Origin of the sequence: Pseudomonas sp. 9Ag (assembly GCF_902506445.1) — a bacterium.
In the GTDB taxonomy this organism is placed as follows: domain Bacteria; phylum Pseudomonadota; class Gammaproteobacteria; order Pseudomonadales; family Pseudomonadaceae; genus Stutzerimonas; species Stutzerimonas stutzeri_AB.
Map to the genome: position 1 here is coordinate 2,586,595 of NZ_LR733836.1, position 26,410 is coordinate 2,613,004.

Here is a 26,410-nt window from a genome sequence, read left to right on the forward strand (position 1 = left end):
AAGCGGCGACAGCTTATGCCGGCGCCCGAATAGGCTCTAGCGATAATTCAGACCCATGGCCTGACGCACGACCACCAAGGTCTCGCGTGCTTCGTCGCGTGCCTGCTCAGCGCCTTCAGCGAGAATGCTGCGCACCAGATCCGCATTCGCCTCGTAGTCCTGAGCCCGTTCTTGCAGCGGTGCCAACTCGAGCTTGATCGCATCGATAAGTGGCGCTTTGCATTCCAGGCAGCCGATGCCCGCGGTGCGGCAGCCCTGCTCCGCCCAACTGCAGACCTCTTCTACCGAATGGGCCTGGTGCATTTGCCACACCGGACAACGTGTCGGCTCACCCGGGTCGTGGCGATGAACGCGTGCCGGATCGGTTGGCATGCGCTTGATCTTTTCCTCGATCTCAGGCGGCGTGTCGCGCAGAAAGATGGAATTACTGGCCGACTTGGCCATTTTTCCGCCGTCCAGCCCAGACACCTTGGGGATATCGCTGAGCAACGCCTGCGGTTCGGGCAACAACAACCTGCCGCTCCCCTCGAGATAGCCAAACAGGCGTTCCTGGTCGCCAATGGTAATGGTCTGCTGATCCTTGAGCAGCGCACGGGCGGTATTCAGCGCTTCGAGATCGCCTTGCTCCTGATAGCTCTTGCGCAGACTGGCGTATAGCTTAGAGCTTTTCTTGCCGAGCTTGCGCACCGCCGCTTCGGCCTTGACCTCGAAATCCTCTTCGCTGCCGTACAGATGGTTGAAGCGTCTGGCGACATCACGAGCAAACTCGATATGCGGCAACTGATCGGCGCCAACAGGCACGACACCTGCGCGATAGGCGAGGATGTCCGCGGCCTGCAACAACGGATAACCTAGAAAACCGTAGGTGCCGAGATCTTTGTTCTGCGAATCAAGCTGCAGCTCCTTGTAGGACGGCACGCGCTCCAGCCACGCCAAGGGGCAGATCATCGAAAGCAGCAGGTGCAGCTCGGCGTGTTCGGGCACCTGGGACTGGATGAACAACGTGGCAGAGCTCGGGCTGACACCGGCTGCCAGCCAATCGACTGCCATCTCCTGCACATTGCGTGCGACATCTGCGCCTGCAGCGTAGTCGGTGGTCAGTGCATGCCAGTCAACGATGCAGAAAAAGCATTGGTACTCATGCTGCATTCTGACCCAGCTCTTCAGCACGCCGTGATAGTGGCCGAGGTGGAGACGGCCATTAGGCCGCATTCCGGAGACTACACGTCGCTGCGAATCCATGGCGCTCAAAAGGGTTTCCTTCGTAGATTTGAAAAAAGCGAACGGTTCAGCCGGCGAACGGCGCGGGATCGCCGCAGCCGACCCGTACCACTTCCGGATCGCCATCAACCAGGCTGATGACGGTCGACGCTTCGACGCCACCGTAACCGCCGTCGATGATCAGGTCTACCTGATGCTCCAGCGCATCCCGCATTTCGTAAGGGTCGCTCATCGGTTCGGTTTGACCAGGCAGGATCAGGCTGACGCTCATCAATGGCTCACCCAGCTCGGCGAGCAACGCCTGCGCAATCGGTTGAGCAGGCACGCGCAGGCCAATGGTACGACGCTTCGGATGCAACAGCATTCGCGGCACCTCCCGAGTGGCGCTGAGAATGATGGTGTAAGGCCCTGGCAGATGCGTCTTGAGCAGGCGGAAAGCGGCGGTATCCACCTTCGCGAACAATCCCAGCTGGGACAAGTCGCGACAGACCAGGGTGAAATTATGTTTATCGTCCAACTGGCGCAGGCGGCGAATGCGCTCGATGCCGGTTTTGTTTCCCATCGAGCAACCCACGGCATAGGACGAGTCGGTGGGGTAAACCACCACGCCGCCGCTGCGAATGATCTCTACGGCCTGCTTGATCAGCCTGGCCTGTGGGTTGTCTGGGTGTATCTGAAAGAACTGGCTCATGGGAACTCCCTGTTCAGCGGCCAACAGACTCGCCGGGTTCATGATCAAAAGACTTCCACAGCGGTCGCAAGTCGTCAGGGAGGGTTCTATACATACCCAGCTCCGACCAGTCGCCTGGCGCATGGAAATCACTGCCGATGCTGGCCATCAGCCCGAACTCCCGCGCCAGGATCGACAAGCCACCCACCTGTTCCAGTGGTTGCATACCATTGACCACTTCCAGCGCATGACCGCCTGCCTGGGCGAATTCGCTCACCAGTCGGCGTCGTTTGCTGCGGGTGAAATCGTACTGCCAGGGATGCGCCAAACTGATCCAGGCGCCGGCGTCGCGCAAGGTACTCACGGTTCGCTCAAGCGTCGGCCAATGCTGCTTGACATCCCCCAGCTTGCCGGAACCGAGCCACTTGCGGAATGCCTCGGCGCGGTCGCGCACATGCCCGGCACGCACAAGGTAATCCGCGAAATGAGGGCGAGCCGGCGCGTTGCCGCTATCCCCCAGCTCCTGCTGAATTGCCCGCGCACCCTCCAGCGCACCAGGCATTCCCTTGGCCTCCAGGCGCTGAGCAATCGTCTCGGCACGCTGCCAGCGGCCGGCGTGCAACTCGCCAATAGCCTGTTGCAGCGCAATGGCATCACGGCGAAACGCGTAACCCAGCACATGGATGGTGGCGCCATTCCAGACACAGGACAGCTCGATGCCATTGACCAGCCGGACACCCAGCAAATCAGCAGCGGCGCGAGCATCATCGAGCCCTTCGAGGGTGTCGTGATCGGTCAGCGCAAGCAGTTCGATTCCACGCGCATGTGCTCGCTGCACCAGCACGTCCGGCGCAAGCACGCCGTCAGAGGCGGTGCTATGGCAATGCAGATCAACAATCATTCGGGACAGATTCTCCAGGGGGCTTGGCAGCTCACAGCGTGTGACCGCCAGCGCCAGCGCTCGTGCCGTCGTCCAGTTTGCCAAAGCTTGCGCAATGTCTTGGAAACGGCAAGCGGACAGCGTTCCGCTAAAAGCGCGGTTTGTTATTATGCCGGGCACATCTGCCCTCTGGCTTGCCTCGTGAAACAAATCATCGACTTCGTTCCGCTGCTGCTGTTCTTCATCGCCTACAAAATCGAGCCTACAACGGTCGACATCGGGGGTTTCAGCCTAGGCGTCGGCGGCATATTCAGCGCAACAGCGGTGCTGGTCGTCAGCTCCGTCATCATCTACGGCGTTTTGTTCATCCATCAGCGACGACTCGAAAAAAGCCAGTGGCTGACATTGGCGGCTTGCTTGTTATTCGGCGGGCTGACCTTGGCGCTGCACAGCGAAGCGATCCTCAAGTGGAAAGCGCCCGTACTGAACTGGCTGTTCGCGCTGGCCTTCACCGGTAGCCACTTCATCGGCGACAAACCGCTAATTCAGCGGATGATGGGTCATGCCGTCAGCTTGCCGGCAGCACAATGGGCCCAGCTCAATGTCGCCTGGATTCTGTTCTTTCTCGTCTGCGGCTTCGCCAATCTCTTCGTTGCCTTCATCTATCCCACGATCTGGGTAGACTTCAAAGTCTTTGGCAGTCTCGGCCTGACGCTGCTGTTCATGGCTGGCCAGGCCTTATATCTGGTGCGCCACATGCGACCCGAACCTGAACAATCATAGGAATCCATCATGCTCTACGCCATCATCGCCAGCGATGTACCCAACTCCCTGCAGGACCGTCTGGCCTCGCGCCCCGCTCACCTGGCGCGTCTCGACCAACTCAAAAGCGAGGGCCGGCTCGTGCTGGCTGGCCCACATCCGGCAGTGGACAGCAATGACCCAGGCGCAGCCGGCTTTACTGGCAGTCTGGTTGTCGCCGAATTCGACTCGCTGCAGGCAGCCGAACAGTGGGCTGCGGCCGACCCCTACAAAACCGCAGGCGTTTATGGCGATGTCATCGTCAAACCTTTCAAGCAGGTTTACCCCTAAGTCGATCGGCTGACGCCGCCACCCTGCTGCAGAGCCGTCGCTTCGCCACGGCCCTGCAGAGAAACAACCGTTGAGGAAAAAGGAGTTCCGATGCGCCAAGGTCCGCTGTTTCTGCTGATTGCCCTAGGTCTCGCCACACCCTTGCTGCAGGCCGAAGAAGCCACCATCGAGCCGCCCGCCGAACAACAGGTCGAGCTGGAGCACCGCCTAAGCGACAATCAGCAGCAACGGGAGGCGATCAAGGAAAACCTCGACGTCGCCGTCAGCGCAGTGAGCCATGCCCAGCTTTTAAGACTGCGCCAGGAAAACCAGCGATTACGCCTGCAGCTTGAACAAGAACAAGCGCAGACGCAGGTGCAGCCGCCACTGCTCAACGACCAGCAACAGTGGTTCGCCGTTGGGGGCGGCGTCGGCGTGCTGGGCTTTCTGCTTGGTGTCCTGACAACCCGCGGCCGCCGCCGCCGGCAGTGGCTGAACTAAATCGACGCGAGCGAACCATGAGCGAATTGCTGCTGATAGACGATGACCAGGAGCTCTGCGAGCTATTGGTCAGCTGGCTGGCCCAGGAAGGCTTCGTCGCCCGTGCCTGCCATGACGGCCAAAGCGCACGTGCAGCGCTGGCCGAACACCAACCCTCGGCAGTCGTGCTCGACGTGATGCTGCCTGACGGCAGTGGGTTGGAATTGCTCAAGCAGCTGCGTAGCGAATATCCCGACCTGCCAGTATTGATGCTTTCCGGGCGAGGCGAGCCACTTGACCGCATCCTGGGCCTGGAGCTGGGTGCGGACGACTACCTCGCCAAACCCTGTGATCCACGCGAACTCACCGCCCGCCTGAAGGCTGTCTTGCGCCGTAGCCAGCCGGCCAGCACGCCGACCCAACTCGAACTGGGTGATCTCTGGTACAGCCCCGCACGCGGCGTCGCCAGCGTCGGCGATCATGAGGTCACGCTCACCCTTTCCGAAGGGCGCATCCTCGAAGCACTCCTGGGCCAGCCCGGCGAACCTATGGAAAAGCAGGCGTTGGCGCAGCTGGCCCTGGGTCGCAAGCTCACCCTGTACGACCGCAGCCTGGACATGCACGTCAGCAACCTGCGCCGAAAACTCGGCCCCCATCCAGACGGCCGCCAGCGGATCGTCGCCTTGCGCAGCCGCGGTTACCTTTACGCATCCTGATCGGCCTTTACCCAGCCTTTACCCTGCACTGACTGCCGTTGACCTTGCGCGTCCTAGACTGAGCTCATCCGGTCGAAGCCTTGCTGAGGCGCCCTCGAAAGGCGCCAACTCGGTGACCGGTTTCCATATCAAGGAGAAACTCATGATGCGCAAGACTCTGATTGCCGTACTTTTCGCCTCCACCCTGCCCACCATTGCCATGGCCATGCCTGACGATGGCCAGCGCCATCACGGTGGCAACCACTCGCCTTTCGAGCAGCTCGACCTGACCAAGGAGCAGCGGAAAGAGATGCGCCAGCTGATGGGGCAGCAGATGAAAAGTCATCGCGAAATCACTCAACGGTACCTGAACAAGCTGCCCGAAGCTGATCGCAAAGCCATGCAGGACGAACTGAACGCCAACCAGGAAAAAACCCAAAAACAGGTGCGTGACCTGCTCAAGCCTGAACAGCAGAAGAAGTTCGACGAGCTGCACGAAAAGATGGCAGCCAAGCGCGCCGACCGCGCTGAATTCGAACAGTGGAAAGCCGAACGCGATCAAAAGAACTGATCCACAAATCCGCAAAACCGCCCGGCGCGCCCCCACCTTTAGCCAAGCGCGCCGGGCTTTTCTCTGGAGTACATGACAGGTGCGATCACTGTTCTGGCGCATCCTTGCGACGTTCTGGCTGGCCATTGCGCTGGTAGCAGGCTTGGCCATGCTCCTCGGTCATGCGCTCAACCAGGACACCTGGATTCTCAACCGTCACCCCGGCGTAAATGGCCTGGCCGAGGTTTGGACCAAGGTCTACGAGCGACAGGGACCAATCACTGCACAGTTTCTTCTCGAACGGCATCGCAACCGCTACGGCGTCGATGTGCAGGTTCTCGCTGAGAACGGCCAGCCAATCATCCGCGGCACCTTTCCAGCTCGCGCCGCCGCTTTCGAAGCGCGCCAGGAACACCGCGACGGTCGCCTGCCCTGGCGGCGGCTGACTGCTGATTACACCAGTCCCGAAACCGGCAATACCTACCTGTTTATCTACCGTATTCCGAATCAGGAGCTGCAAGCCTGGCACCGAGGCAGCCTGTTCTGGCCCCTGAGTGCGCTCGCCATCGCCTTGGTCGTTCTGACCGGGTTCAGTCTGCTGCTGACCCTTTCGATCACGCGTCCGCTCGACCGGCTTCGCGGCGCCGTGCACGACCTGGGGCAGACCACCTATCAGCAGAATTCGCTGGCGCGCCTGGCCAATCGACGCGACGAGCTGGGCGTGCTTGCCAAGGACTTCAACCGCATGGGAGCCCGACTGCAAAGCTTGATCGGCAGCCAGCGGCAATTGCTGCGTGACGTTTCCCACGAACTGCGTTCGCCGCTGGCCCGCCTGCGCATCGCACTGGCACTGGCAGAACGCGCCACGCCGGCCGAACGCGAAGCCATCTGGCCACGGCTGGCTAAGGAATGTGATCGCCTGGAGGCGCTGATCAGCGAGATCCTGGAGCTCGCGCGACTCGACGCCGACCCTGGCGCGCCGAACCCCATTAACTTGCAATCGATGTTCGACCAGCTTGAGGAAAACGCCCGCATTGTCTCGCCGAATCAACGCATTGATTGTCAGGTTGAAACCGAAGCCCAATTGCAAGGCTGGCCGGACATGCTCGAGCGCGCCCTCGACAATCTGTTACGCAATGCCCTGCGTTTCAATCCCGAAGGCAAGCCCATCGAACTGCGAGCCAGCAGCGACAGTCAACACCTGCTACTGAGTGTCCGCGACCATGGACCTGGGGTAGACGGAGCCCACCTCGAGCAACTGAGCGAACCCTTCTTTCGAGCACCCGGGCAGACCACAGCGGGACACGGATTGGGGCTGGCAATCGCTCGCCGAGCCGCCGAACGCCATAACGGCGAGCTACTGCTGGGCAATCACCCGGACGGTGGCTTTATCGCTACGCTGAAGCTGCCGCTGAAACTGGCTATCGACGCTCCGCAGCACGCGTAGTGAGCTAGCGTGCACCGGACCACTCAGTGACGAACTGCTGAGGCTCCAGTTCCGGCGGGGTCCGCAGCGTACCCTCGGGAGTGCCGACGTAGATGAACCCCAGGATTTGCTCGTCACCGGTCAACCCCAGCGCCTTCGCCAGGTACGGATCGTAAGCAAAGTCGCCGGTCCGCCATACGGCGCCAAGGCCCTGAGCGTGCGCAGCCAGTAACAAACCGTGCGCAGCGCAGGACACTGCAAGCACTTGTTCGGAACCCGGCACCTTTGCGTGCGGCTGCACGGAGGCTATGACCACCACCAGCAGCGGCGCGCGCAACGGCATTTTACGAGCCTTAAGCAAAGCTTCATCGCTCGCCTCAGGCGAGCGCACACGCAGCGACTCAGCCATCAACTTGCCCAACCGCTCGCGGGCTTCGCCTTGCACAGTCAAGAAACGCCACGGACGCAGCTGGCCATGATCCGGCGCGCGCAGGGCAGCACGAAACATCACGTCCAGCTGAGCCGGTGTTGGCGCAGGATCGGTAAGCCGCGTGACAGACACGCGGTTGAGCAACAGGTCGAGAGCTTCCATCCGACTACCTCCGAAAACGAATCGGACATTCTAGAGCCCAGAGCCGTTCGTTTGGCAGCACAGGTTGTAGCAAGCGTCGTATCGGCTGACCAATTTGACGATCAGCGCCCCGAATGCCAACGCTGTCAGGCGACCCGATCAGGCGCAAGCTGCGGTTCCAGCGGGGGCATCAGCGGTGGAAGACCGTGGGCCGCGCGAGCAGTGTCGCAATGGGCGTTATGTTGACCGTCGACCCAGGACGCTTCGAATTCGCGACAGGTACTCGAGCGCTGCTCGTACATGGTGCAACGGACGCCGCAGCCCACATCGCCCATCAGCCCGACACAACGCGCTGGACTGGCTTGCGTCCCGAGCATGGCAACGTGAAACGGGCTGACCTGCACGGTAGCGCTGTCAGGAACGGCACCGCCGGACGAGGCACACTCGCCCCAAAAGAAAGACACACGAAAATACGCGCAGCAGGCGCCGCACGTGAGGCAGGGATTGTCGATGGACATGGAAGGTGAACACTCAGAAACCGGCAAAGGGCCGGCACCGGGCGGCTATTCTATTTATCGCAACGAACTTGGGAAGAGGCCCGCCAGGGGGGTTACAAAAGATTTTTCAACAGGCCGATAGCCGGTTTACTGCCACAGCGACAGGCGTAGAATGGCGGCCTCATTTTTCGAGCCGAGCAGCAATCACACATGGCCTTGCCGACCCTGCGCATCATCGGTTTCATTCTCGGCATTTTCCTGATCACACTCGCAGTCAGCATGGTCATTCCAATGATTACGTTGTTCGCTTTCGATCGCACGGACGATCTCCAAGCGTTTCTGTGGTCCAGCCTGATTACTTTCAGCTGCGGTATCGCATTGGTAGCGCCCGGACGCCCCGAATTGGCCCAGCTGCGGCCGCGTGATATGTATTTTCTGACCACCGTCAGCTGGCTGATCGTGTGCTGCTTCGCCGCGCTGCCGATGATGCTGATTCACCACATCAGCTACACCAACGCCTTTTTCGAAACCATGTCTGGCATTACAACCACAGGCTCGACGGTGCTCTCCGGTCTGGACTCGGCATCGCCCGGCCTATTGATGTGGCGTTCGATGCTGCAGTGGCTTGGGGGCATCGGCTTCATTGGCATGGCGGTAGCGATTCTGCCGTTGTTGCGGATCGGCGGCATGCGGCTGTTCCAGACCGAGTCGTCCGACTGGTCGCAGAAAGCCATGCCGCGCTCGCACGTCATGGCCAAGTCGATTCTGCTCGTCTACCTGGCGCTTACCCTGATCTGCGGGCTGGCCTACTGGCTGAGTGGGATGACGCCCTTCGAAGCAATCAACCACGCCATGACGACCATCGCCACCGGTGGTTATTCAACATCCGATAGTTCAATGGCCAAGTTCAGCCCTGCGGCGCACTGGGTAGCAGTGGTGTTCATGCTCCTTGGCGGCTTGCCCTTCATTCTTATGGTCTCGACGATACGTGGGAACCGCTACGCCCTGATTCATGATCAGCAGGTGCAGGGCTTCGTTGGCATGCTCCTGATCATGTGCTTCGGGTTTGCGATATGGCTGACGCTCAACTCCGACTATGTGTTTCTCGACGCCCTGCGCATCGTCTCGCTGAACGTCGTGTCGGTGGTCACCACTACCGGTTTTGCACTGGGCGATTACACCCAATGGGGTGAATTTGCAGTGTTGGCTTTCTTCTACCTGACCTTCATCGGTGGCTGCTCCGGCTCGACCTCGGGTGGCCTGAAGATCTTCCGCTTTCAGGTCGCGTATTCCCTGCTGCGCGCCAACCTGGCGCAGCTCGTTCATCCACGCGCCGTCATCAAGCAGCGCTACAACAAACACACCCTCGATGAAGAAATCGTGCGGTCCATCCTGACCTTCTCGTTCTTTTTCACCATCACCATCGGCGCGCTGGCGCTAGCGCTGGCGCTTCTCGGATTGGACATGCTCACCGCGCTTACCGCGGCAGCAACCGCGGTCTGCAACGTGGGCCCAGGGCTCGGTCCGATCATCGGTCCCGCGGGCAACTTCTCAACCTTGCCAGACTCGGCAAAGTGGTTGTTGTCGTTCGGCATGTTGCTCGGACGTCTGGAAATCATCACCGTACTGGTGATGCTGACCCCTTCGTTCTGGCGCCACTGACGGGGATTACGTCTCGCCGATATCCTCGTTCCACAGCTCGGGGCTGTCGGCGATGAAGCGACGCATCATCTCGACACAGCCCGGCTCCTGCAGCACCTCAACCTCAACGCCCCGACCGCGCAGCAGCAGTTCCTCGCCCATGAAGGTCTGGTTCTCGCCGATCACCACCTTCGGTATGCCATAGAGCAGAATCGCCCCGCTGCACATGGAACAGGGCGACAGCGTCGTATAGAGGGTGGAATCGGCGTAGACGCTGGCCGGTTGCCGACCGGCGTTTTCGAATGCGTCCATCTCTCCGTGCAGCACCGCGCTGCCTTGCTGAACCCGCCGGTTGTGACCGCGACCAATGATCCGACCCCGATGGACGATCACCGAACCAATCGGAATTCCACCCTCGGACAGCCCCTTGTGCGCTTCGTCGATTGCGGCCTGCATGAATTCATCCATTCACGGTGCTCCTTCGCTCTTGCTGGATAGTGGGATTCGCCATTAGGCGGTTTCGGATCGACGCTTGAACAGTCGCTTACCCAACTCGACAGCTGCAAATACCAGGCCGCCAGCCAGTATCCCGAAAGCGGCGTCCAGCAGCGTCGGCAACAGCCCGGCCAGAACAGTCCCGATGTACGGCAGCGCCAAGGTGTGCTCCGCGCTGTTCTCGATGAGGTGGTGAATGGCCTTGAAGCCGTGGGTCAGAATGCCGCCGCCGACCATGAACATGGCGGCCGTACCAATCACTGACAGAGACTTCATCAACCAGGGCGCGACCGAGAGAATGGCACTGCCGAGCGACTGCGCTGCGGAACTGGTGCGTTTGGTCAGCGCCAGGCCCGCGTCGTCGAGTTTGACGATGCCGGCAACCAAACCGTAGACGCCGATGGTCATGATGATTGCTATGCCCGCCAGTACGACGATCTGCTCGACAAAGGTGGCGGCAGCGACTGTACCCAGTGTGATGGCGATGATTTCGGCGGACAAAATGAAATCGGTGCGCACCGCCCCGCTGATTTTGTCGCGCTCGAACGCCACCATGTCGACGTTCTCGTCGGCCAACGCCTTGATCTGCTCCGCATGATGATCCTGATCGCGGTGCAGGAACCGGTGTGCCAGCTTCTCGAATCCTTCGAAGCAGAGAAAAGCACCGCCCAGCATCAGCAACGGCGTGATGGCCCAGGGGATAAACGCGCTGATAAGCAACGCTGCCGGCACCAGAATCAGCTTGTTGCGCATGGAGCCCTTGGCCACGGCCCAGACCACCGGTAGCTCGCGGTCCGCATTGACGCCGGTGACCTGCTGAGCATTGAGTGCCAGATCGTCGCCGAGCACGCCAGCGGTTTTCTTTGCTGCCACCTTGGTCATCAGGGATACGTCGTCCAGGACCGAAGCGATATCGTCGATCAAGGCAAGAAGGCTACTGGCCAATGCGGGTCATCCTTTAGGTATCGGCAAAAAGCGGCACAGGTGCGCCGCGGTCATGTATACGCAAGCTAAGGCTATGGCAGCAAAGCACAAGTTCCGGCATGGGCGCTTCAACGCTGTGCGCGGTATTCGCCAGGTGTCATCGCGAACCAGCGCTTGAAGGCGCGGAAGAAATTGCTCGGATCGGCAAAGCCCAGCAGATAAGCCACTTCCAGCAAGGCGAGATCTGCACGCGCCAGATATTGCTCGGCAAGCGTGCGCCGGGTGTCGTCGAGCAACTGCTGGAAGCTCGTGCCCTCCTCGTCCAGTCGCCGCTGCAATGTACGCTCGGACAGTTGCAGCGACTGCGCTACCGTTTCGCGCCGCGGTTCGCCCTGAGGCAACAGACGGCAGATCACCTGCCGGGCCCGGTGCGTTACCCGGTTGTCCGAGAAGCGTGCCAGGTAGTCGCCGGCAAACCGGTCGTGCAACTGAGCCAGTTCGGCGTTCGCGGTAGGTAATGGAATATCCATATCAACGTGGCGCATCAGCAAGCCGTGGCTGTCGGCATTGAAGCGTAGCGGTGCTTGAAACATGGCCTGGTACGGTTCGACATCCGCAGGTCGTGGGCCCTGGAAATAGACTTCTAGCGGGACCAGTGACTTGCCGGTCAGCCAGCGACAGAATGCAAGCGTACTGGCCAGGGAACCGTCTGCGCTCTGGCGGGCGGGTGGCAACTGATCACCATGAATCGCCAAGGTCAACAAAGCGCCGCGATCAGTTGGCCTGAACTGCAGGTCCGCACCTTCGGCAATGATGCGCTGGTACCGCACCAGCCGCTGAAAGCTGTCCCTGAGCGTGCTACTGGACATCAGTGCATAGCCGACCACATGCATCGCGCCGGGGCGCATCACCTTTGCCAGATTCAAGCCGATCGCAGGGTTCCCGGTCATCTCCACCGCGCGTTGCCAGAGCCGAGTCATGCCATCCTGGGCAAACCGGGCGTCGGGATCGCTCAGTGCGCAATAGTCGAGCCCAAGCTCGCTGAACAGCGCCTGGCAGTCGAGGCGCTCGAGTTCAAGCGCCTGGACAATGCTCAAGGCCCAGCTCGAGGACGTGGTGCGTTCTGTCATTAATCGATTCGCTCATGGTCAGCTATTACTCAGCGCGCCGTCATAACAACGGCCAACGCAGTGTCAACCGCCGAGGGATGGCACACAAGGCTACTAAACTGGCACCTGGAGTCAGTGGCCTATATTGCCGGAGGTTCTAGACTCCAACGACCACAACTACAGGAGGTGCGGCATGAGCACGCAAACCGCCGAACGCTTTACCCGCTTTGCAGATTTCTATCCGTTCTACCTGGCCGAGCACAGCAATCTCACCTGCAGACGGTTGCACTACATTGGCAGCTCGCTGGTACTGGCAATCCTGGCGTACGCAGTGATCACCCAGCAGTGGCTATGGCTATTGGCGATGCCATTGGCCGGCTATGGGTTTGCCTGGGTCGGTCATTTCATTTTCGAGAAGAACCGTCCGGCGACATTTCAGTACCCGCTGTATAGCTTTCTCGGCGACTGGGTAATGCTCAAGGACATGCTGACTGGAAAGATTCGATTCTGATCCATGGATCGTGTGCCGGTGCTGCGCTGCACCGGCGCTCGGTCACGGAATGGACCGGCGGTTTGGCGCAGTGCTGGCGACTTGGTTATGATCTGCGAGCCAGCGCCGGTCGATGCGCTGCAGCCTCTCACGGCGCATTCCAGAGCGCCGGCATCTTTCAGGGATAGCAACCATCATGTCAACCGTGACCGGTGAACGACGTAACGGCCTCGCGACTCGTCCATTGCGCGAGTACTACGCACGAGTCTTCGCCTATCTGATCTGTGCCGCCACGCTCGCTGCCGGTGTTTATACCCAGCAGTTCGGGCTCGAGCTCTTGTGGATGGTGCCGTACACACTCCTGTATCCGCACTTCGCCTATCACCTCAGCTACCGCTTCAAACGCGACCATCCGGAAACCACCTCACAGACCCTGTTGTGCCTCGATGCCCTCAATGCAGGCGCCGGAATCGTGCTGCTCGGAGGCAGCCTCGTACCGAGCCTGATGTTCATGCTGACGCTGAGTTTCAGCGCGCTGGTGGTCGGTAGCCTGCGTCATCTGTTGATGACGCTGTTGATGGTCTGCATCGGCGCCGGACTGACCAGCCTACTGGTGCCTTTGCGCTTCGAAGGCGTCAGCTCGGTCTTGGTATCCACAGTCAGCATCCTGCTCACCACGCTCTACGTGTGCGTAACGGCTTACTACGTCCACCAGCAGGGCATCCGTCTGGCGCAGGCACGCAGCGAAGTGGAGGCCCAACAGGCTAAAGCGGCGCGACTGGCCCGTAGCCTGGCCAAATACCTGTCACCGCAGGTATGGGAATCGATCTTCTCTGGCAAGCGCACGGTCCGCCTTGAAACTCAACGCAAGAAGCTCACCGTCTTCTTCTCGGACATCAAAGGCTTCACTGAGCTCTCGGAAGAACTGGAAGCCGAAGCCCTCACCGACCTTCTCAACACCTACCTCAACGAGATGTCGAAAATAACGCTCAAGTACGGCGGCACCATCGACAAGTTCGTTGGCGACTGCGTGATGGTGTTCTTTGGCGACCCCACCAGCCAGGGCGCGAAAAAGGACGCCGTGGCAGCGGTTTCGATGGCTATTGCCATGCGCAAGCACATGAAGGTCCTTCGCCAGCAGTGGCGCAGCCAAGGCATCACCAAGCCGATGGAAATCCGCATGGGCATCAACACTGGCTACTGCACAGTCGGCAACTTCGGCGCCGACACTCGAATGGACTACACCATCATCGGTCGCGAAGTGAATCTGGCGAGCCGCCTGGAAAGCTCCGCCGAGGCCGGTGAGATCCTCATTTCCCACGAGACCTATTCGCTGGTCAAAGACGTCATCATGTGCCGCGACAAAGGCCAGATCACGGTCAAAGGCTTTACCCGCCCGGTACAGATCTACCAAGTGGTGGACTTCCGTCGCGACCTCGGCGCCACAAACAGCTTCGTCGAGCACGAGTTGCCCGGCTTCTCGATGTACCTGGACACCAATGGCGTGCAGAATTTCGACAAGGAGCGTGTCATCCAGGCGCTCAACCAGGCCGCTGAAAAGTTGCGCGACAAGGTCATCATGTAGCGCCCCCCAGGTCCGGCACGGGTCCGACCGCCATCACTCATAAATACCGGCCGGCGCTCCGCAGGCAGTCGAGGTCTACCATGCCGCCCATCCTTTCCTTGCGTCATTACAACCGTGACCAGATCACCCATAGCCATGAGCACACGCAGCTGGTCTTCGGCCTGCGAGGACGGTTGGATTTCGAGGTTGATGGCCATGGCAGCCGCATCCAACAACAGCTTCTGGCCGTTGTGCCCAGTGACACTCGGCATGCCTGCGACAGCGCCGAGGGCAGTCTGTGTCTGGTCCTCGACATTCCGGATGGTGCCTGGCTACGGCGGCAGCTCGGCCACCACGCCGATTCGGCGCAGCGGCTGCTAGAACGCCCCGCTGCCCTGCACCTGAGTCAGACGCAAAGCCAACTGGTGGGCTGGCTCGCTGCCAGCCCCATCAACGACCCGATCATCAGCGAGCAAGGCGCTGCCCTCTTGCTGACGAGCCTCGCCGCCGGCTGCGAACCCATTGCTCGGCAACACCCGCTGCCGATCGCGGCGTTGCGGGACTTCGTCGATCGGCATCTGTCACATCCACTCGAGGTAAAGGATCTTGCACGGTCGGTGGGCCTTTCGGTGCAGCGATTCCACGCACGCTTTGTCAGCGAAACGGGGCTCACGCCGCAGGCATTCATTCGACGTCGACGCCTGCATCAGGGCCGTGAGTTGCTGCTCAGCACCCCGCTCGCAGTAGGCGAGATTGCAGCGCGGGTAGGTTATGCCTCGCAAAGCGCCTTTACCGCAGCTCTTAGCCGCCAGTTCGGCATCACCCCACGTGAGGTCCGACGCGAGTCGCTCGACAAACCGCAAGCGTGACGCGACAGACCATTCGCCTCGCACGGCCTACCATGAATCTTCACTGATGCAGATGCGTAAACGCATGCTATTGCGAGGCTTCATGAATCATTTCAGCTCATCCGCCCCCCACCTTCGGTCTGCTCCGCTGGACCTCAGACCATGACCCATCGCAACGCCCTGCTGGCGATTCACCTCGGCGCACTGATGTTCGGGTTGTCCGGTGTGTTCGGCAAGCTGGCGGCGAGCACGCCTTTGATCATCACCCTCGGCCGAGCCGGCTTCGCCGTCGTGGCGTTGATACTGGCCGCACAAATGCTCCCCAGCAAAGGCACGCAGCCAACCGCACGCCAGCGGTTCGGACTGCTGCTCGGCGGGCTGCTACTCGGTGGACACTGGCTTACCTTTTTCCTGGCCGTAAAGGTGGCTGGAGTCGGCATCGCTACGCTGGGCTTCGCCAGTTTTCCCGCGTTTGCCATCCTGCTCGAGGGCATGCTATTTCGCGAGCGTACACGCCCCGTCGAGTTCGGCTTGGTCGCGCTGGTCTGCTTCGGTCTGCTGCTGGTAACCCCGCAGTTCGATCTAGGTAGCCAGAGCACGCTGGGTCTGCTCTATGGGATCGTCTCCGGGTTGACGTTCGCCTTGCTTTCCCTGCTCAACCGGGCAGTCACCCGCGACGTAGACCCGGTCCAGGCCGCGCTCTGGCAGAACGGCACCATCCTCCTGTGCCTTCTGCCGTTCACGTGGACGTCCCTGCCGGCCGTCCCAGCCATGGACTGGCTGTGGCTGGGCTTGCTCGGCGTGTTTTGTACGGGCCTCGCACACAGCCTGTTCGTGGCGAGCCTGAAGGTATTGAAGGCACGGACCACCGCTGTGATCTTCGCGCTGGAACCGGTCTATGGCATCACCATCGCCTGGTGGTTGTTCAATGAACAACCCACGGTAAGGATGCTCGTCGGCGGCGCCTTGATCATCCTCGCCTCGGTCATCGCCAGTCGATTGAAAACACCGGTAGTCACCAACGCCGCCACGCCCTTGGCAAAAGCAGCACAAGTACAAGAGCGGCGCTAAAACAATGTAAATGTCGCTGCAAGCGCTACGGCAGGCTCAGGGGCGGTCGTTATGCCCCAGATTTCGCTCTGGATCGATCTGGTCCCGCACCCGCTGTTTCAAGCTCTTGGCTTCGGGAAACCCGCCGTCCAGCTTGCGCTCCCAGATCTGCACTCCGTCGCAGGTGATGTGAAAGGTTCCGCCTGTTGTAGGCACCAGCGACACCTTGCCGAGGTCATCCGAAAAGGTTGAGAGCAGTTCCTGGGCCAGCCAGTTAGCGCGCAACATCCACTGGCACTGGGTGCAATAGGTGATGACAATTTCAGGCTTGGTAGCGGCCATATCGAGGCGCTCGGGTAGCTGACGGGGCGCCTATAATAGCCGCCATTTTCACGTCAGTTTGCCCGGTGTGCCTTCATGTCTCGTCTGCTCTTTCTGCTGATACTGCTCGTCCCCTTGGCAGGCTATGCCGAAACCCAGCCACGCACAGGCCTGGTCCTTTCTGGCGGAGCCGCGAGGGGGCTTGCGCACATCGGCGTGCTGAAGGCGCTGGAAGAACAAGGCGTGCAGGTCGATGCGATTGCTGGCACCAGCATGGGTGCCGTGATCGGTGGCCTGTATGCCGCTGGCTACAGTGTCGATGAACTGGAAAAGCTGGCGCTCGAACTGGACTGGCAACAGGTACTCTCCGACGACCCTCCGCGCGAGGACATCCCTTTCCGACGCAAGCAGGACGACCGAGATTTCCTGGTCAAACGCAAGCTGAGTTTTCGCGACGATGGCAGCCTCGGCCTGCCGCTCGGCGTTATTCAGGGGCAGAACCTGTCGCTGCTGCTTGAGCGCCTGTTGGTTCACGCCAGTGACACCCGTGACTTCGACCGGCTACCCATCCCGTTTCGCGCAGTCGCAACGGATATCGCCAATGACAAGAAGGTGATCTTTCGCAGTGGCCACCTCCCTCAGGCCATTCGCGCCAGCATGTCGATCCCGGCAGTTTTCGCCCCGGTCGAACTCGACGGCCGGCTACTGGTCGACGGCGGCATGGTCGACAACATCCCCATGGACGTTGCGCGGGACATGGGCGTAGACCGGCTGATCGTGGTGGACATCGGCACCCCTCTTCTACCTCGCGAGCAGCTGCTCACTGTCGTCGATGTGCTCAACCAATCGACCACCATGATGACGCGACGCAACTCAGAAGCGCAGTTGGCCACCCTGCGTCCAGAAGACCTGCTGGTGCAACCGATGCTGGCAGGGTTTGGGGCGACCGATTTCGCGAGAGCCGAGCAGCTGATTGATGCCGGTTATCGCGCCGCCGATGCCTTGGGTGCGCGGCTGGCTACCATGCGCAGCGAAAGCGGCGGCAACCTTTCGCTGAGCCTTGCCCGTTCGGCCGAGCCGCGCAACCCGCTGATCAGCGCCGTGCGCATCGAGAACGATTCCAAGGTCAGCGATGCGGTGGTACGCCGACACATCCGTCAGCAGACCGGTAAGCGCCTCGATTTGCAGGGCCTGCAGAAGGACATGGGCACGCTGTACGGACTCGATTACTTCGAGCAGGTCGAGTACCGAGTGGTCCACGACAAGCTTGGCAATACGCTGGTCATCACGACCCGAGAGAAGCGCTCCGGCACCGATTATCTGCGCCTTGGGATCAACCTCTCGGATGATTTTCGAGGCGATAGCGCCTTCAACATCGGCGCAAGTTTTCGCAAGAATGGCATCAACCAACTCGGTGCCGAGTGGCTGACGCGCCTGCAACTGGGCGATCACCAGGAGTTCTTCAGTGAGTTCTACCAGCCGCTGGACGCCGGCTCGCGCTGGTTCGTGGCGCCCAACCTGTTTGCCGAGGCGCAAAACGTCGAAGCAATTCTGGATAACGACCCGATCGCCGAGTACCGCCTGCAACGTTATGGCTACGGGCTGAACCTGGGCCGGCAGATCGCCAATAACGGTGAAATCCGCTTCGGTGTAGGCCAGGCCTGGGGTGAGGCCGATGTCCGAGTCGGCGATCAGCAGCTGCCGGACTTCTCGTTCGAGGAAGGTTACTACCAGCTGAAATATTCATTCGACACGGTGGACGACGTCGACTTCCCTCGCGAGGGCGAGGACATTGGGCTCACCCTTCGCCAGTACGATCCAAGCCTGGGCTCCGATGGGCGCTATCGTCAGTGGGAACTCCGCCTGGACAAGGCCGTCAGCTTCGGCCTGGACACATTGGTATTTGGCGGCCGCTACGGGCGCACGCTGGATGATGCTGAGATCGTCACATCAAGCTTTCTGCTCGGTGGGGCGCGGCAGTTGTCGGGTTTCCGGCAAGACGCCCTGTCCGGGCAGAACATCAGCCTGGCGCGGATGATCTATTTCCGCCGAATGACGCCGCGCTCGTTCCTGCCGCTGGACTTTCCTTTGTACCTGGGCGCATCGCTCGAGCGAGGGCGCGCCTGGAACAACGACAATGCGTTCGATAGCGGCTACATCAACGCCGGCAGTGTGTTCGTTGGCTACGAAACACCTTTGGGCCCGCTGAACTTTAGCTACGGTCTGAATGACGAGGCCGAGCGGGCCATGTATCTGAATCTAGGACGCAGTTTCTAATTGCTGCGCCCGTTCAATACTTCCACGCCATCAGCCGATCATTGCCAGCAACTCGTTGACCTGCCGCCGCTGCGCTTCATCGCCCTCAGTCGCAAGGGTTTCGAGAATGCTGCATGCACTCTCCATATCACCCTGTTTGATATACGCAACGGCCTGGTTAAGACGAACCAGATGTTCAGGGTTTGGCTCTAGCTGGCGCAGCTCCTCGGCCGTGGGCTTCGACTCGACCGGTTCCACATTGCCGAGCAACGATGTCAGCTCGCCAAGCGTCAGCGCTTCATCGAAACCATCGATCAATGGTTGCGCGGGATAAGACTGCCTGACCTCTGCCGCTGAGCCTTGCAGGGCGGGAGCGGATGCAGCATCCAAAAAGTCCGCTGCCAATGATTCGTCCAAAACAAACGTGATGTCCGGATCCAGCAAAGCCTCAGAGTCCGGTTTGGCTGCAGCAATGGCCGAAGCCAGCGCGGGATGCAGCGCGAGCAGCTGATCGAGCTGTGCCTCCGCACCGCCGGCCTGCAGATAAGCTTCAGCTGCGGCGCTATAGCCCTCGGTGTCACCGGCCTCAGCAAGAAGTCCGATATGACGAAATCGAATATCGAGTTGTGCCGGCGCTCGCTCGATGCCACGTGCCAGCACGTCGATCGCTTCATCGCGGCGGCCATAGGTGATGTATATATTGGCCGCTTCGAGCACGTCGGTCTCGCTGACCGAGGCATGCGCGGGCTGACGAGGCATTTCCGGCGAAGCCGCGACAGCCACCGGTGCTACGCGCGCCGGCTGGGCTGCAACCAGGGGCGCTGCATCCGGGTATTTGGGTTCAGGTTTTTTACGGCGACTGAACCACAAGCCGCCCAGCAGCATGGAAATCAACACGCCCCCGCCCAGCAACGTCCAGTCCTGCCAGCGGAATGACGAAACAGGCTCGGTCGGGGTCGATACAGCGGCTGGCTGGTCCATCGGCTCGCTCTGCGGCATGACCGCCGGTGCCGACGGTTGGCCAGCTAGCGAAGCTTTTGTCTGCGGAGTTCTTTGCTCGGCCAGTTGAGCAGTAACGGCTTCGAGCTGCAGCCGCATGTCGATGAGCATTTGCTTGAGCTGCTGATTCTCCTCACGGCTCGCGGCCAGTTCTTCGAACAACTGCCGGCGCAACATCGCTACCTGATCATCGACAAGTGCCGGATCGGCAGGCACGGGCGCCGTGGGCTCGGCATCAGCTGCCAGCGGGCTCTGCACGATGGTCTCCGTCACTGGCGCTGGCGCAGCGGGCTCGACGAGCTCTGCTGTGGTTTGTATGGCTGCATCGGGCAGCAGCAGATCAGCACCCGCCTTGAGACGCGCCGCATCACCACCGGCGAACGCATCAGGGTTCAGCGCCAGAATGTCGCGCATCAACTGCGCCTGTGATGGCTGTGAGCCATCTGTGTAGGCGCCGGCGATGGTCCACAGGCTCTCGCCGCTCGCCACCCTGTGGCGCTGGCCCTGAGACGCTTGCGGCAACTCTGCAGACGGCACGAAATGCGATGGCTCGACGGGCGCCGGCGAAGCTACGGCTTGCGGATTATTCACGACGAAGCTGGTCGAGGTCTCGGGCGAGCTCGGCATCGGGTCGAGCAGAACCGTGTACTCACGGAGCATCCGGCTTTTTGCTCGAGTGATCTCGACCAGAAAATTCAGATATGGCTCGCGGACGGGCTTGTTGGACGCAACGCGGATACGACTGCGGTTACCGTCGATCACTGGCGTGAAGCGCAGATCCTGCAGAAACGCCGGACGCTCGACGCCGACCCGCGCAAAGTCAGCGCTGGAAGCCAATACGACACGAATGTCATCAGCGCCCAGATCACCTACGTCCAGCAGGTCGATCTCGGCGCTCAGCGGCTGATTCAGTGCCGAATTGAGCGTGATGTCGCCCATACCCAGGGCGGAAACCATCCCCGAATAGATCAGTGAGCCAGAGGCCACTGTGAACAAGACTCGACGACCGAGTGCCATGAAACCTCCGCTGGTGGCGCTCGGCGTGTTTCGTCGCCGGTCCACGGTTCGATTACTGAACTGTGACGCGGTTATCGACTGATGCAGCAGAAAGTAGAGGCAGTTCGTCGGCTTGCGCGTGAAAGCATTGTGCCATCATTTGCAAACCATAGCCTAACGTCAAAGGACAAACGGCAGCGAGAGGCAGTGCCTGGAATTGGTCGCTCAAGTATTCGCTTCAAAACCGTCACGTTTTGCTTGCAAGCCTTCACCCACGAGGCAATCTTACCAGCGGCGCTATCAACGTTTGGCTTTCACCAGGTTAGCCAGGATGCGTTCATGCACCTGCTGGCATTTGCGCAGATCCTCTTCATCAATGCCATCGAAGAGCTCATGGCGAACCTGCGTGGAAATCGCCTCGATTCTCTGAATAAGAGGACGCGCCGGAGCACCAAGCGTAATCAGTTTGGCGCGACGATCACCGGGCGCCGGCTGGCGGTGGACGAGCCCTTGGGCTTCGAGACTGTCCAGCAACCGCGCCAATGTCGGCCCCTCAACCGCAACGCTTTGCGCAAGCTCACGTTGTGTCGGGTCGTGATCGAACCGGGCCAGATGCAGCAGCACCAACCATCGAGCCTGAGAAAGATCGAGATCTGCCAGACGACGGTCCAGCTCGGCGCGCCAGCCACGCGAAAGTTGAGCCAACTGCATGGCGAAGCGGTGTTGGTCGGGATACATGGAGCGGTCTTTCCGGAAAAACTAATTATTAGTGAGCTAATCACAGCACCGGAAGACTGGCAAGGCTACCATCGACTTGGGTACGTAACCCAGTGTTGCGGTGCCCCGCGCTAACCGCCACGCCAAACAAGCGCAGCGGCAATACGCCGCACTGCACCCGTCGAGCGCTAGAGCTCGAACTCCGCTTGCAACGAGGCACGCACGCAGAACAGCACCGCTTCCGGGACGCGACCGGCGAACTGCTCGGCGACTGCCGCAACCGGGGGCAATTCTCCTTCGCCGTCGAGGAACGCCTCCTGAATCTCACCGAGCAGATCCTCTGGCAGGTCCAGCGCCTGCTCGAGGCTCAGCTGCTGGTGGCCTATGGCTTCTGCAAGCATGGCGTAGACGTTTTTTTCGCTGCAGTCGAGTTGCCGCGCGATCTGAGCCGGCGTCATTCCGGCACGTGCCAGCGTGATCAGCTCATGACGAACATCCGCGGGCGACTTGGCCACCGGCGCCGTACCCTGCAGGGCTTCGAGAAACGCTTCGCCATAACGCTCCAGTTTGCGTGCACCCACGCCGCTGATACGCGCCATATCGCTGAGCGTGCCGGGCTGGCTGCGCAGCATCTCAAGCAGGGTCGCATCCGGGAAGATGACGTAAGGTGGCACGCCATGCTCCTCGGCCAGCTTGCGCCGCAGTGCGCGCAACGCTTCCCAGGTCTCGCGTTCCTCGCTGCGCACCAACTGACTCGCCGCGCTGGCAGCCGACTTTGGCGCCTTGGTCGTCAGCTCTCGACGCAACTCCAGGGTAACCTCTCCCCTGAGCAAGCTACGGCAATTGTCGCTGAGTCGAAGGCCGCCGAAACCCTCAAGATCGACGTCAGCCAGCCCTCGCGCGACCAGCTGGCGAAACAGCGACCGCCACTCCCCTTCGGACAGCGCCTTGCCTACGCCGAAAACCGACAGATGCTGATGACCGAGACTGCGGACCTTCTCGTTGTCCCGTCCGAGGAGGACGTCGACCAGATGGCCCACACCGTAGCGCTGGCCGCTGCGGTAGATCGCCGACAAGGCTTGTCGTGCGGGCTCGGTGGCATCCCAGGTCTGCACGCCGTCGACACAATTGTCGCAATGGCCGCAAGGCTCCGGCATCTGCTCATCGAAATAGGCCAGTAACACCTGGCGACGACAGCGAGTTTCTTCACACAGCGAGAGCATCGCGTCGAGCTTGTGTTGCTCGATACGCTTATGCCGCTCGTCACCGTCGGAGTTGTTAAGCATCTGCTTGAGGAAAATTACGTCTTGCAGCCCATACGCCATCCAGGCGTCTGCAGGCAGACCATCTCGACCTGCGCGGCCGGTTTCCTGGTAGTAGGCTTCCAGCGACTTCGGCAGGTCCAGGTGCGCGACGAAACGCACGTTAGGCTTGTCGATGCCCATGCCGAACGCAATGGTTGCCACCATGATCAGGCCTTCCTCATTAAGAAAGCGCTTCTGGTGAAAGGCCCGTAAATCGTTCGGCAAGCCGGCATGGTAAGGCAATGCCGGAAAACCCTGCTCGGTGAGGAAGGCGGCAATGTCATCGACCTTCTTGCGCGACATGCAATAGATGATGCCGGCATCACCGCGTCGCTCAGCCAGGAATGCCATCAGCTGCTTGCGCGGCTGCTCCTTTGGCACAATGCGATAAAAGATGTTTGGCCGATCGAAACTCGACAGGAATCGCTCGGCGTTCCCCAGATGCAAGCGCTGGACGATTTCCTCCCGTGTGCGCTTGTCAGCCGTGGCAGTCAGCGCAAGGCGTGGGACATTGGGGAAAAACTCAGCCAGCTGACCGAGCTGCAGGTACTCGGGTCGAAAATCGTGCCCCCACTGCGACACGCAGTGCGCCTCGTCAATGGCGAACAGGCCGATCTGCAAGCGCTGCAGGAACGCCAGCATGCGAGGCTGAACGAGCCGCTCCGGCGCCAGATAGAGCATCTTGATTTCGTTTCGGCGCAACCGCTCAGCGATATCGCGCTGCTGTTCGGCCGTCAGGGTAGAGTTGAGAGCCGCCGCCGCAACACCCAGCTCATCAAGCGTGGCCACCTGATCGTCCATCAACGCAATCAGCGGCGACACCACCACAGCCAGGCCGTCGCGAAGCAGCGCCGGCACCTGATAACAAAGCGACTTGCCGCCACCTGTCGGCATTAGCACCAACGCATCGCCGCCGTCGGCCACGCGCTGGATGATCGCACCCTGGTTGCCACGAAACGCGTCGTAGCCGAATACATCTTTGAGAATGCGCTGTGCCTGATCGAGCATGCCGGTCTCCGAAACAAGACGCGCGAGTATACGCGACACAGCCGCCCGGTTCAGGCCGAACACTGCCGCGCCGCGATAGTCGGATGCCCCATGCTTTGCACAGCGGAACTCCGCGCGTTTTTTTCAATCAGTCGAAGCAATAGAGGCTGGAAACGACCTCCGCCACCGCAGCGCCAAAGCGTGCGGTAGCCGGAGGCCTGCAGCTCGTCTAGAATCAGCGCTGTTTTCTCTCCAAGGTAGCCATCGATGTCCTTCGCCGAGCAACTCGCCCGCCTGCAAGTGTTTCTGGATGCAGATGATCTGCATGAAGAAGCGCTCGATTACATCGCCGCCCATGGCTATCTGACTGCCCTGTGCATCTGTTCCGAGCAAGTGTCCGAGCGCGAGTGGATTGATGCGCTATTTGCCGAACCGCCAAAATACGCGGACGACACCGAGCGCGAAGCCATCGAGGCGACGCTGATCCAGCTCAAGGCACACATCGCGCGGCAGCTGGCCAGTGATGAAGACATGGACCTTCCCTGCGAGCTCGACATGGGCGACGAGCCTGACGAATCCGATCTGCGCGGCTGGTGCATCGGTTTCATGGAAGGCGTATTCATGCGCGAGTCGGTGTGGTTCGAAGATTCCGAAGAGGAAGTCAGCGAGCTGCTTCTGCCGATCATGGTCGGCTCAGGGCTGTTCGACGAGCAACCCGAGTTCAGTGATATCGCCACAGACAAGGACCTGGTAGCCGAGATGGTCGAGCAGATACCAGAGATCCTCACAGCGCTGTATCTGATCTGCCATGCACCTGAAGAGAAGCCCGCGCTTCTCAAACCGCGCAAGCACTGACGTCGGACAGCCCACTTGGCTCACCGCGATATTCCGACGTATCGCAACCCAGTAGCGCGTTACGTGCTACTGGTGATCGGTTGGCTTAGCGTCACGCTCGGCATCATCGGGATCTTTCTGCCGGTCCTGCCTACAACTCCCTTTCTTCTTCTCGCTGCCGCTTGCTTCGTTCGTAGTTCTCGTCGCTTCTATGACTGGCTTGTGACACATCCGCGGCTCGGCCCCTGGTTCCGCGATTACCTGGAAGGCAACGGCATCCCCCTGAAAGGCAAGGTCTACGCCATCGCGACCATGTGGCTAAGTATTGGTGTTTCCTGCTGGCTGGTTCCGATGTTCTGGGCGCGGATCGGCATGCTGACCAGCGCGACACTGGTCAGCATCTATATCCTTCGCATGAAAACCCTCGCCGCCCGCTGATTTGCTCTCAGCCATCATGGGCATGGTTGCGCTGGTAAGTTTCAACACCCATTGCGGCTATCTGAGCCTCGATCAAGGCTTCAAATGGCCGAAGCAACTGATCGAACCGTCCCCCGCCTTCCAGCATGTTCAGCGCTGTGACGATCGCCTCGATCGTTGAAAGCGCACCTGGCACTGGTGCTTTTCGTAACCGATAGCGCGAGACGAGCCCCGCTGGCAGCGAGACGCGAGGCAACGCCGCCAGCTCTGGATTGAGATGCAACAGCCTGCGCGCCTTCCGCCAGGTGCCGTCCGGAACGATCAATCGCAACGGTCGATCGCCGCTCGCCAGACTTTCCAGCGGAGTGGCATCGACCCCAGGGAACAAGAGACAGTTGTCACGCTCATCGACCGGAAGCGTCACAACTTCCCCCACCCGCAACTGCGCATTGCGCAACCCCAAGGCCGCCAATCGAGCCGTATTGAGCGCATGTGCGGTTTCACTGGGGTGTTGCAGGATCAGCACCTGCGTGGAGCTGTCGAGTGAGGGGATCAGCGAACACAGGCAGTGACTGGACGGACGCTGACAACGGGGACATTGCGGACGGGACATGACTTCTCCTGTGATTGGCGAAGTCTGCCATATCGCGCGCAACGGCAGGCTATGCTGGTCTCACCCACCGAGACCAAGAAGGCAAGCGCCAATGATCACGCTCCACCATTTGGAACACTCCCGCTCGCAACGTGTGCTGTGGCTACTGGAGGAGTTGCAGCTACCCTACGAAATCAAGCGCTACACCCGGGACCCGCAGACTATGCTGGCGCCGCCCGAACTGAAACAAGTGCACCCGCTGGGCAAATCCCCAGTCATTACCGACGGCGACCTGACGCTCGCGGAGTCCGCAGCCATTCTGGAATATCTGGTGGAGCGCTACGGCGAAGGTCGGCTGGCGCCGGCTGCCGGAACGCCGGGGTACCTCCGCTATCGGTACTGGATGCACTACGCGGAAGGGTCAGCGATGCCGCCATTGCTGCTGCGGCTAGTCTTTGATCGTGTCGCCAATGGACCAATGCCATTCTTCATCCGGCCCGTAGCGCGGGCGATTGCCAAAGGCGCTAACCAGGCGTTCATCAGCCCGCAGCTAAAATTGCATCTGGACTATATGGAGAACGAGCTGTCCAAAACCGAGTGGTTCGCAGGGGAGAACTTCAGCTTGGCGGATATTCAGATGAGCTTCCCCTTGGAGGCCGCCCAATCTCGGGCAGGCCTGGACTCCAGTCGCCCGAACTTGACTGCATTTTTGCAGCGGATACGAGAACGGCCCGCCTATCAGCGCGCGGTCGAGAAAGGCGGTCCTGCAATGCCCGGTCGCTGACAACCGCGCCCGGCTCGTAGG

28 protein-coding genes are annotated in these 26,410 nt (G+C 60.5%); 15 read left to right on the forward strand and 13 right to left on the reverse strand.

The annotated features are described in order from the left end of the window. Window positions 1–36 precede the first annotated feature (36 nt). The 3 genes from ALTERO38_RS11530 to ALTERO38_RS11540 are packed head-to-tail and all read right to left on the reverse strand — an operon-like array spanning window position 37 to window position 2,792. The gene (locus ALTERO38_RS11530) at window positions 37–1,242 is read right to left on the reverse strand and encodes a tryptophan--tRNA ligase (RefSeq protein WP_178114641.1); all 1,206 of its coding nucleotides are present in this window, start codon (window positions 1,240–1,242) and stop codon (window positions 37–39) included. A gap of 46 nt (window positions 1,243–1,288) precedes the next feature. Further along, entirely contained in the window at window positions 1,289–1,912 is a 624-nt protein-coding gene (locus ALTERO38_RS11535) for an L-threonylcarbamoyladenylate synthase (RefSeq protein ID WP_019341671.1), read from the reverse strand. 13 nt (window positions 1,913–1,925) lie between these two features. Beyond that, entirely contained in the window at window positions 1,926–2,792 is an 867-nt protein-coding gene (locus ALTERO38_RS11540) for a PHP domain-containing protein (RefSeq protein WP_148924980.1), read from the reverse strand. A gap of 180 nt (window positions 2,793–2,972) precedes the next feature. On the opposite strand from ALTERO38_RS11540, the gene ALTERO38_RS11545 reads away from it, so the two are divergent. From ALTERO38_RS11545 to ALTERO38_RS11570, 6 genes are all read left to right on the forward strand, one after another. After that, window positions 2,973–3,554, forward strand: a complete 582-nt coding sequence (locus ALTERO38_RS11545) for a septation protein A (RefSeq protein ID WP_159969694.1) — start codon at window positions 2,973–2,975, stop codon at window positions 3,552–3,554. 9 nt (window positions 3,555–3,563) lie between these two features. After that, complete coding sequence (locus ALTERO38_RS11550) at window positions 3,564–3,863, forward strand: YciI family protein (protein WP_148924979.1); 300 nt, start codon at window positions 3,564–3,566, stop codon at window positions 3,861–3,863. Window positions 3,864–3,953: 90 nt separating this feature from the next. After that, entirely contained in the window at window positions 3,954–4,343 is a 390-nt protein-coding gene (locus ALTERO38_RS11555) for a hypothetical protein (RefSeq protein WP_148924978.1), read from the forward strand. 17 nt (window positions 4,344–4,360) lie between these two features. Continuing rightward, window positions 4,361–5,038, forward strand: a complete 678-nt coding sequence (locus ALTERO38_RS11560; RefSeq protein WP_102834506.1) for a response regulator transcription factor — start codon at window positions 4,361–4,363, stop codon at window positions 5,036–5,038. 145 nt (window positions 5,039–5,183) lie between these two features. Beyond that, a complete protein-coding gene (locus ALTERO38_RS11565) occupies window positions 5,184–5,588 on the forward strand; it encodes a Spy/CpxP family protein refolding chaperone (protein ID WP_159969695.1) in 405 nt (134 codons plus the stop codon). Between the two features lie 79 nt (window positions 5,589–5,667). After that, complete coding sequence (locus tag ALTERO38_RS11570) at window positions 5,668–7,014, forward strand: HAMP domain-containing sensor histidine kinase (protein WP_159968476.1); 1,347 nt, start codon at window positions 5,668–5,670, stop codon at window positions 7,012–7,014. A 4-nt stretch (window positions 7,015–7,018) separates the two neighbouring features. Here ALTERO38_RS11570 and ALTERO38_RS11575 read toward each other — a convergent pair whose 3' ends face one another. Together ALTERO38_RS11575 and ALTERO38_RS11580 are read right to left on the reverse strand one after the other, a co-directional pair. Further along, complete coding sequence (locus ALTERO38_RS11575; protein ID WP_159968477.1) at window positions 7,019–7,585, reverse strand: nitroreductase; 567 nt, start codon at window positions 7,583–7,585, stop codon at window positions 7,019–7,021. A gap of 125 nt (window positions 7,586–7,710) precedes the next feature. Further along, the gene (locus ALTERO38_RS11580; protein ID WP_159968478.1) at window positions 7,711–8,082 is read right to left on the reverse strand and encodes a YkgJ family cysteine cluster protein; all 372 of its coding nucleotides are present in this window, start codon (window positions 8,080–8,082) and stop codon (window positions 7,711–7,713) included. Window positions 8,083–8,271: 189 nt separating this feature from the next. Between ALTERO38_RS11580 and ALTERO38_RS11585 the strand changes: the two genes are divergently transcribed. Then, a complete protein-coding gene (locus ALTERO38_RS11585) occupies window positions 8,272–9,723 on the forward strand; it encodes a TrkH family potassium uptake protein (protein ID WP_159968479.1) in 1,452 nt (483 codons plus the stop codon). Between the two features lie 6 nt (window positions 9,724–9,729). Here ALTERO38_RS11585 and ALTERO38_RS11590 read toward each other — a convergent pair whose 3' ends face one another. The 3 genes from ALTERO38_RS11590 to ALTERO38_RS11600 form a co-directional block, all read right to left on the reverse strand. After that, window positions 9,730–10,170: a nucleoside deaminase gene (locus ALTERO38_RS11590; protein ID WP_159968480.1), complete on the reverse strand. Its 441-nt coding sequence runs from the start codon at window positions 10,168–10,170 to the stop codon at window positions 9,730–9,732. A gap of 42 nt (window positions 10,171–10,212) precedes the next feature. Then, window positions 10,213–11,142, reverse strand: coding sequence for a DUF808 domain-containing protein (locus ALTERO38_RS11595; RefSeq protein ID WP_159968481.1), 930 nt, complete (start codon window positions 11,140–11,142; stop codon window positions 10,213–10,215). 107 nt (window positions 11,143–11,249) lie between these two features. Then, window positions 11,250–12,251, reverse strand: coding sequence for an AraC family transcriptional regulator (locus ALTERO38_RS11600; RefSeq protein WP_159968482.1), 1,002 nt, complete (start codon window positions 12,249–12,251; stop codon window positions 11,250–11,252). A gap of 172 nt (window positions 12,252–12,423) precedes the next feature. On the opposite strand from ALTERO38_RS11600, the gene ALTERO38_RS11605 reads away from it, so the two are divergent. The 4 genes from ALTERO38_RS11605 (at window position 12,424) to ALTERO38_RS11620 (ending at window position 16,203) form a co-directional block, all read left to right on the forward strand. Continuing rightward, window positions 12,424–12,741 carry an Mpo1-like protein gene (locus ALTERO38_RS11605; RefSeq protein ID WP_159968483.1) on the forward strand — a complete coding sequence of 106 codons (318 nt, stop codon included), beginning with the start codon at window positions 12,424–12,426 and terminating at the stop codon, window positions 12,739–12,741. 175 nt (window positions 12,742–12,916) lie between these two features. Beyond that, entirely contained in the window at window positions 12,917–14,305 is a 1,389-nt protein-coding gene (locus ALTERO38_RS11610) for an adenylate/guanylate cyclase domain-containing protein (RefSeq protein WP_159968484.1), read from the forward strand. 80 nt (window positions 14,306–14,385) lie between these two features. Then, a complete protein-coding gene (locus ALTERO38_RS11615) occupies window positions 14,386–15,153 on the forward strand; it encodes an AraC family transcriptional regulator (RefSeq protein WP_159968485.1) in 768 nt (255 codons plus the stop codon). 141 nt (window positions 15,154–15,294) lie between these two features. Next, the gene (locus ALTERO38_RS11620) at window positions 15,295–16,203 is read left to right on the forward strand and encodes a DMT family transporter (protein ID WP_159968486.1); all 909 of its coding nucleotides are present in this window, start codon (window positions 15,295–15,297) and stop codon (window positions 16,201–16,203) included. A 36-nt stretch (window positions 16,204–16,239) separates the two neighbouring features. Here ALTERO38_RS11620 and ALTERO38_RS11625 read toward each other — a convergent pair whose 3' ends face one another. Next, window positions 16,240–16,524, reverse strand: coding sequence for a SelT/SelW/SelH family protein (locus ALTERO38_RS11625; RefSeq protein WP_159968487.1), 285 nt, complete (start codon window positions 16,522–16,524; stop codon window positions 16,240–16,242). A 75-nt stretch (window positions 16,525–16,599) separates the two neighbouring features. Here ALTERO38_RS11625 and ALTERO38_RS11630 point away from each other — a divergent pair, with 75 nt between their 5' ends. Next, on the forward strand, window positions 16,600–18,780 hold the full coding sequence (locus tag ALTERO38_RS11630) for a patatin-like phospholipase family protein (RefSeq protein WP_159968488.1): 2,181 nt from the start codon (window positions 16,600–16,602) through the stop codon (window positions 18,778–18,780). A 30-nt stretch (window positions 18,781–18,810) separates the two neighbouring features. Here ALTERO38_RS11630 and ALTERO38_RS11635 read toward each other — a convergent pair whose 3' ends face one another. The 3 genes from ALTERO38_RS11635 to recQ form a co-directional block, all read right to left on the reverse strand. Then, window positions 18,811–20,775, reverse strand: coding sequence for a FimV/HubP family polar landmark protein (locus ALTERO38_RS11635; RefSeq protein WP_159968489.1), 1,965 nt, complete (start codon window positions 20,773–20,775; stop codon window positions 18,811–18,813). Between the two features lie 279 nt (window positions 20,776–21,054). After that, window positions 21,055–21,492, reverse strand: a complete 438-nt coding sequence (locus ALTERO38_RS11640; protein ID WP_045428075.1) for a MarR family transcriptional regulator — start codon at window positions 21,490–21,492, stop codon at window positions 21,055–21,057. Window positions 21,493–21,659: 167 nt separating this feature from the next. Beyond that, window positions 21,660–23,783: a DNA helicase RecQ gene (gene recQ, locus ALTERO38_RS11645; protein WP_159968490.1), complete on the reverse strand. Its 2,124-nt coding sequence runs from the start codon at window positions 23,781–23,783 to the stop codon at window positions 21,660–21,662. Between the two features lie 246 nt (window positions 23,784–24,029). On the opposite strand from recQ, the gene ALTERO38_RS11650 reads away from it, so the two are divergent. Together ALTERO38_RS11650 and ALTERO38_RS11655 are read left to right on the forward strand one after the other, a co-directional pair. Next, the gene (locus ALTERO38_RS11650) at window positions 24,030–24,617 is read left to right on the forward strand and encodes a YecA family protein (protein ID WP_148924964.1); all 588 of its coding nucleotides are present in this window, start codon (window positions 24,030–24,032) and stop codon (window positions 24,615–24,617) included. 15 nt (window positions 24,618–24,632) lie between these two features. After that, window positions 24,633–25,034 carry a YbaN family protein gene (locus tag ALTERO38_RS11655; protein ID WP_148924963.1) on the forward strand — a complete coding sequence of 134 codons (402 nt, stop codon included), beginning with the start codon at window positions 24,633–24,635 and terminating at the stop codon, window positions 25,032–25,034. A 7-nt stretch (window positions 25,035–25,041) separates the two neighbouring features. Here the strand turns inward: ALTERO38_RS11655 and ALTERO38_RS11660 are convergent, their stop codons facing one another. Then, window positions 25,042–25,626 carry a tRNA-uridine aminocarboxypropyltransferase gene (locus tag ALTERO38_RS11660; protein WP_159968491.1) on the reverse strand — a complete coding sequence of 195 codons (585 nt, stop codon included), beginning with the start codon at window positions 25,624–25,626 and terminating at the stop codon, window positions 25,042–25,044. A gap of 91 nt (window positions 25,627–25,717) precedes the next feature. Between ALTERO38_RS11660 and ALTERO38_RS11665 the strand changes: the two genes are divergently transcribed. Further along, window positions 25,718–26,389, forward strand: coding sequence for a glutathione S-transferase family protein (locus tag ALTERO38_RS11665; protein ID WP_159968492.1), 672 nt, complete (start codon window positions 25,718–25,720; stop codon window positions 26,387–26,389). The last annotated feature ends 21 nt before the right edge of the window (window positions 26,390–26,410 follow it).

What these genes read in the sequence shown, in the direction of transcription:
- ALTERO38_RS11605 (WP_159968483.1), top strand. Translation starts at nt 12,424, where the DNA reads ATGAGCACGCAAACCGCCGAACGCTTTACCCGCTTTGCAGATTTCTAT.
- ALTERO38_RS11530 (WP_178114641.1), bottom strand. Translation starts at nt 1,242, where the DNA reads ATGGATTCGCAGCGACGTGTAGTCTCCGGAATGCGGCCTAATGGCCGT.
- ALTERO38_RS11540 (WP_148924980.1), bottom strand. Translation starts at nt 2,792, where the DNA reads ATGATTGTTGATCTGCATTGCCATAGCACCGCCTCTGACGGCGTGCTT.
- ALTERO38_RS11650 (WP_148924964.1), top strand. Translation starts at nt 24,030, where the DNA reads ATGTCCTTCGCCGAGCAACTCGCCCGCCTGCAAGTGTTTCTGGATGCA.
- ALTERO38_RS11620 (WP_159968486.1), top strand. Translation starts at nt 15,295, where the DNA reads ATGACCCATCGCAACGCCCTGCTGGCGATTCACCTCGGCGCACTGATG.
- ALTERO38_RS11615 (WP_159968485.1), top strand. Translation starts at nt 14,386, where the DNA reads ATGCCGCCCATCCTTTCCTTGCGTCATTACAACCGTGACCAGATCACC.
- recQ (WP_159968490.1), bottom strand. Translation starts at nt 23,783, where the DNA reads ATGCTCGATCAGGCACAGCGCATTCTCAAAGATGTATTCGGCTACGAC.
- ALTERO38_RS11580 (WP_159968478.1), bottom strand. Translation starts at nt 8,082, where the DNA reads ATGTCCATCGACAATCCCTGCCTCACGTGCGGCGCCTGCTGCGCGTAT.
- ALTERO38_RS11560 (WP_102834506.1), top strand. Translation starts at nt 4,361, where the DNA reads ATGAGCGAATTGCTGCTGATAGACGATGACCAGGAGCTCTGCGAGCTA.
- ALTERO38_RS11535 (WP_019341671.1), bottom strand. Translation starts at nt 1,912, where the DNA reads ATGAGCCAGTTCTTTCAGATACACCCAGACAACCCACAGGCCAGGCTG.
- ALTERO38_RS11665 (WP_159968492.1), top strand. Translation starts at nt 25,718, where the DNA reads ATGATCACGCTCCACCATTTGGAACACTCCCGCTCGCAACGTGTGCTG.
- ALTERO38_RS11590 (WP_159968480.1), bottom strand. Translation starts at nt 10,170, where the DNA reads ATGGATGAATTCATGCAGGCCGCAATCGACGAAGCGCACAAGGGGCTG.
- ALTERO38_RS11660 (WP_159968491.1), bottom strand. Translation starts at nt 25,626, where the DNA reads ATGTCCCGTCCGCAATGTCCCCGTTGTCAGCGTCCGTCCAGTCACTGC.
- ALTERO38_RS11625 (WP_159968487.1), bottom strand. Translation starts at nt 16,524, where the DNA reads ATGGCCGCTACCAAGCCTGAAATTGTCATCACCTATTGCACCCAGTGC.
- ALTERO38_RS11610 (WP_159968484.1), top strand. Translation starts at nt 12,917, where the DNA reads ATGTCAACCGTGACCGGTGAACGACGTAACGGCCTCGCGACTCGTCCA.
- ALTERO38_RS11565 (WP_159969695.1), top strand. Translation starts at nt 5,184, where the DNA reads ATGCGCAAGACTCTGATTGCCGTACTTTTCGCCTCCACCCTGCCCACC.
- ALTERO38_RS11600 (WP_159968482.1), bottom strand. Translation starts at nt 12,251, where the DNA reads ATGACAGAACGCACCACGTCCTCGAGCTGGGCCTTGAGCATTGTCCAG.
- ALTERO38_RS11575 (WP_159968477.1), bottom strand. Translation starts at nt 7,585, where the DNA reads ATGGAAGCTCTCGACCTGTTGCTCAACCGCGTGTCTGTCACGCGGCTT.
- ALTERO38_RS11585 (WP_159968479.1), top strand. Translation starts at nt 8,272, where the DNA reads ATGGCCTTGCCGACCCTGCGCATCATCGGTTTCATTCTCGGCATTTTC.
- ALTERO38_RS11630 (WP_159968488.1), top strand. Translation starts at nt 16,600, where the DNA reads ATGTCTCGTCTGCTCTTTCTGCTGATACTGCTCGTCCCCTTGGCAGGC.
- ALTERO38_RS11640 (WP_045428075.1), bottom strand. Translation starts at nt 21,492, where the DNA reads ATGTATCCCGACCAACACCGCTTCGCCATGCAGTTGGCTCAACTTTCG.
- ALTERO38_RS11635 (WP_159968489.1), bottom strand. Translation starts at nt 20,775, where the DNA reads ATGGCACTCGGTCGTCGAGTCTTGTTCACAGTGGCCTCTGGCTCACTG.
- ALTERO38_RS11550 (WP_148924979.1), top strand. Translation starts at nt 3,564, where the DNA reads ATGCTCTACGCCATCATCGCCAGCGATGTACCCAACTCCCTGCAGGAC.
- ALTERO38_RS11555 (WP_148924978.1), top strand. Translation starts at nt 3,954, where the DNA reads ATGCGCCAAGGTCCGCTGTTTCTGCTGATTGCCCTAGGTCTCGCCACA.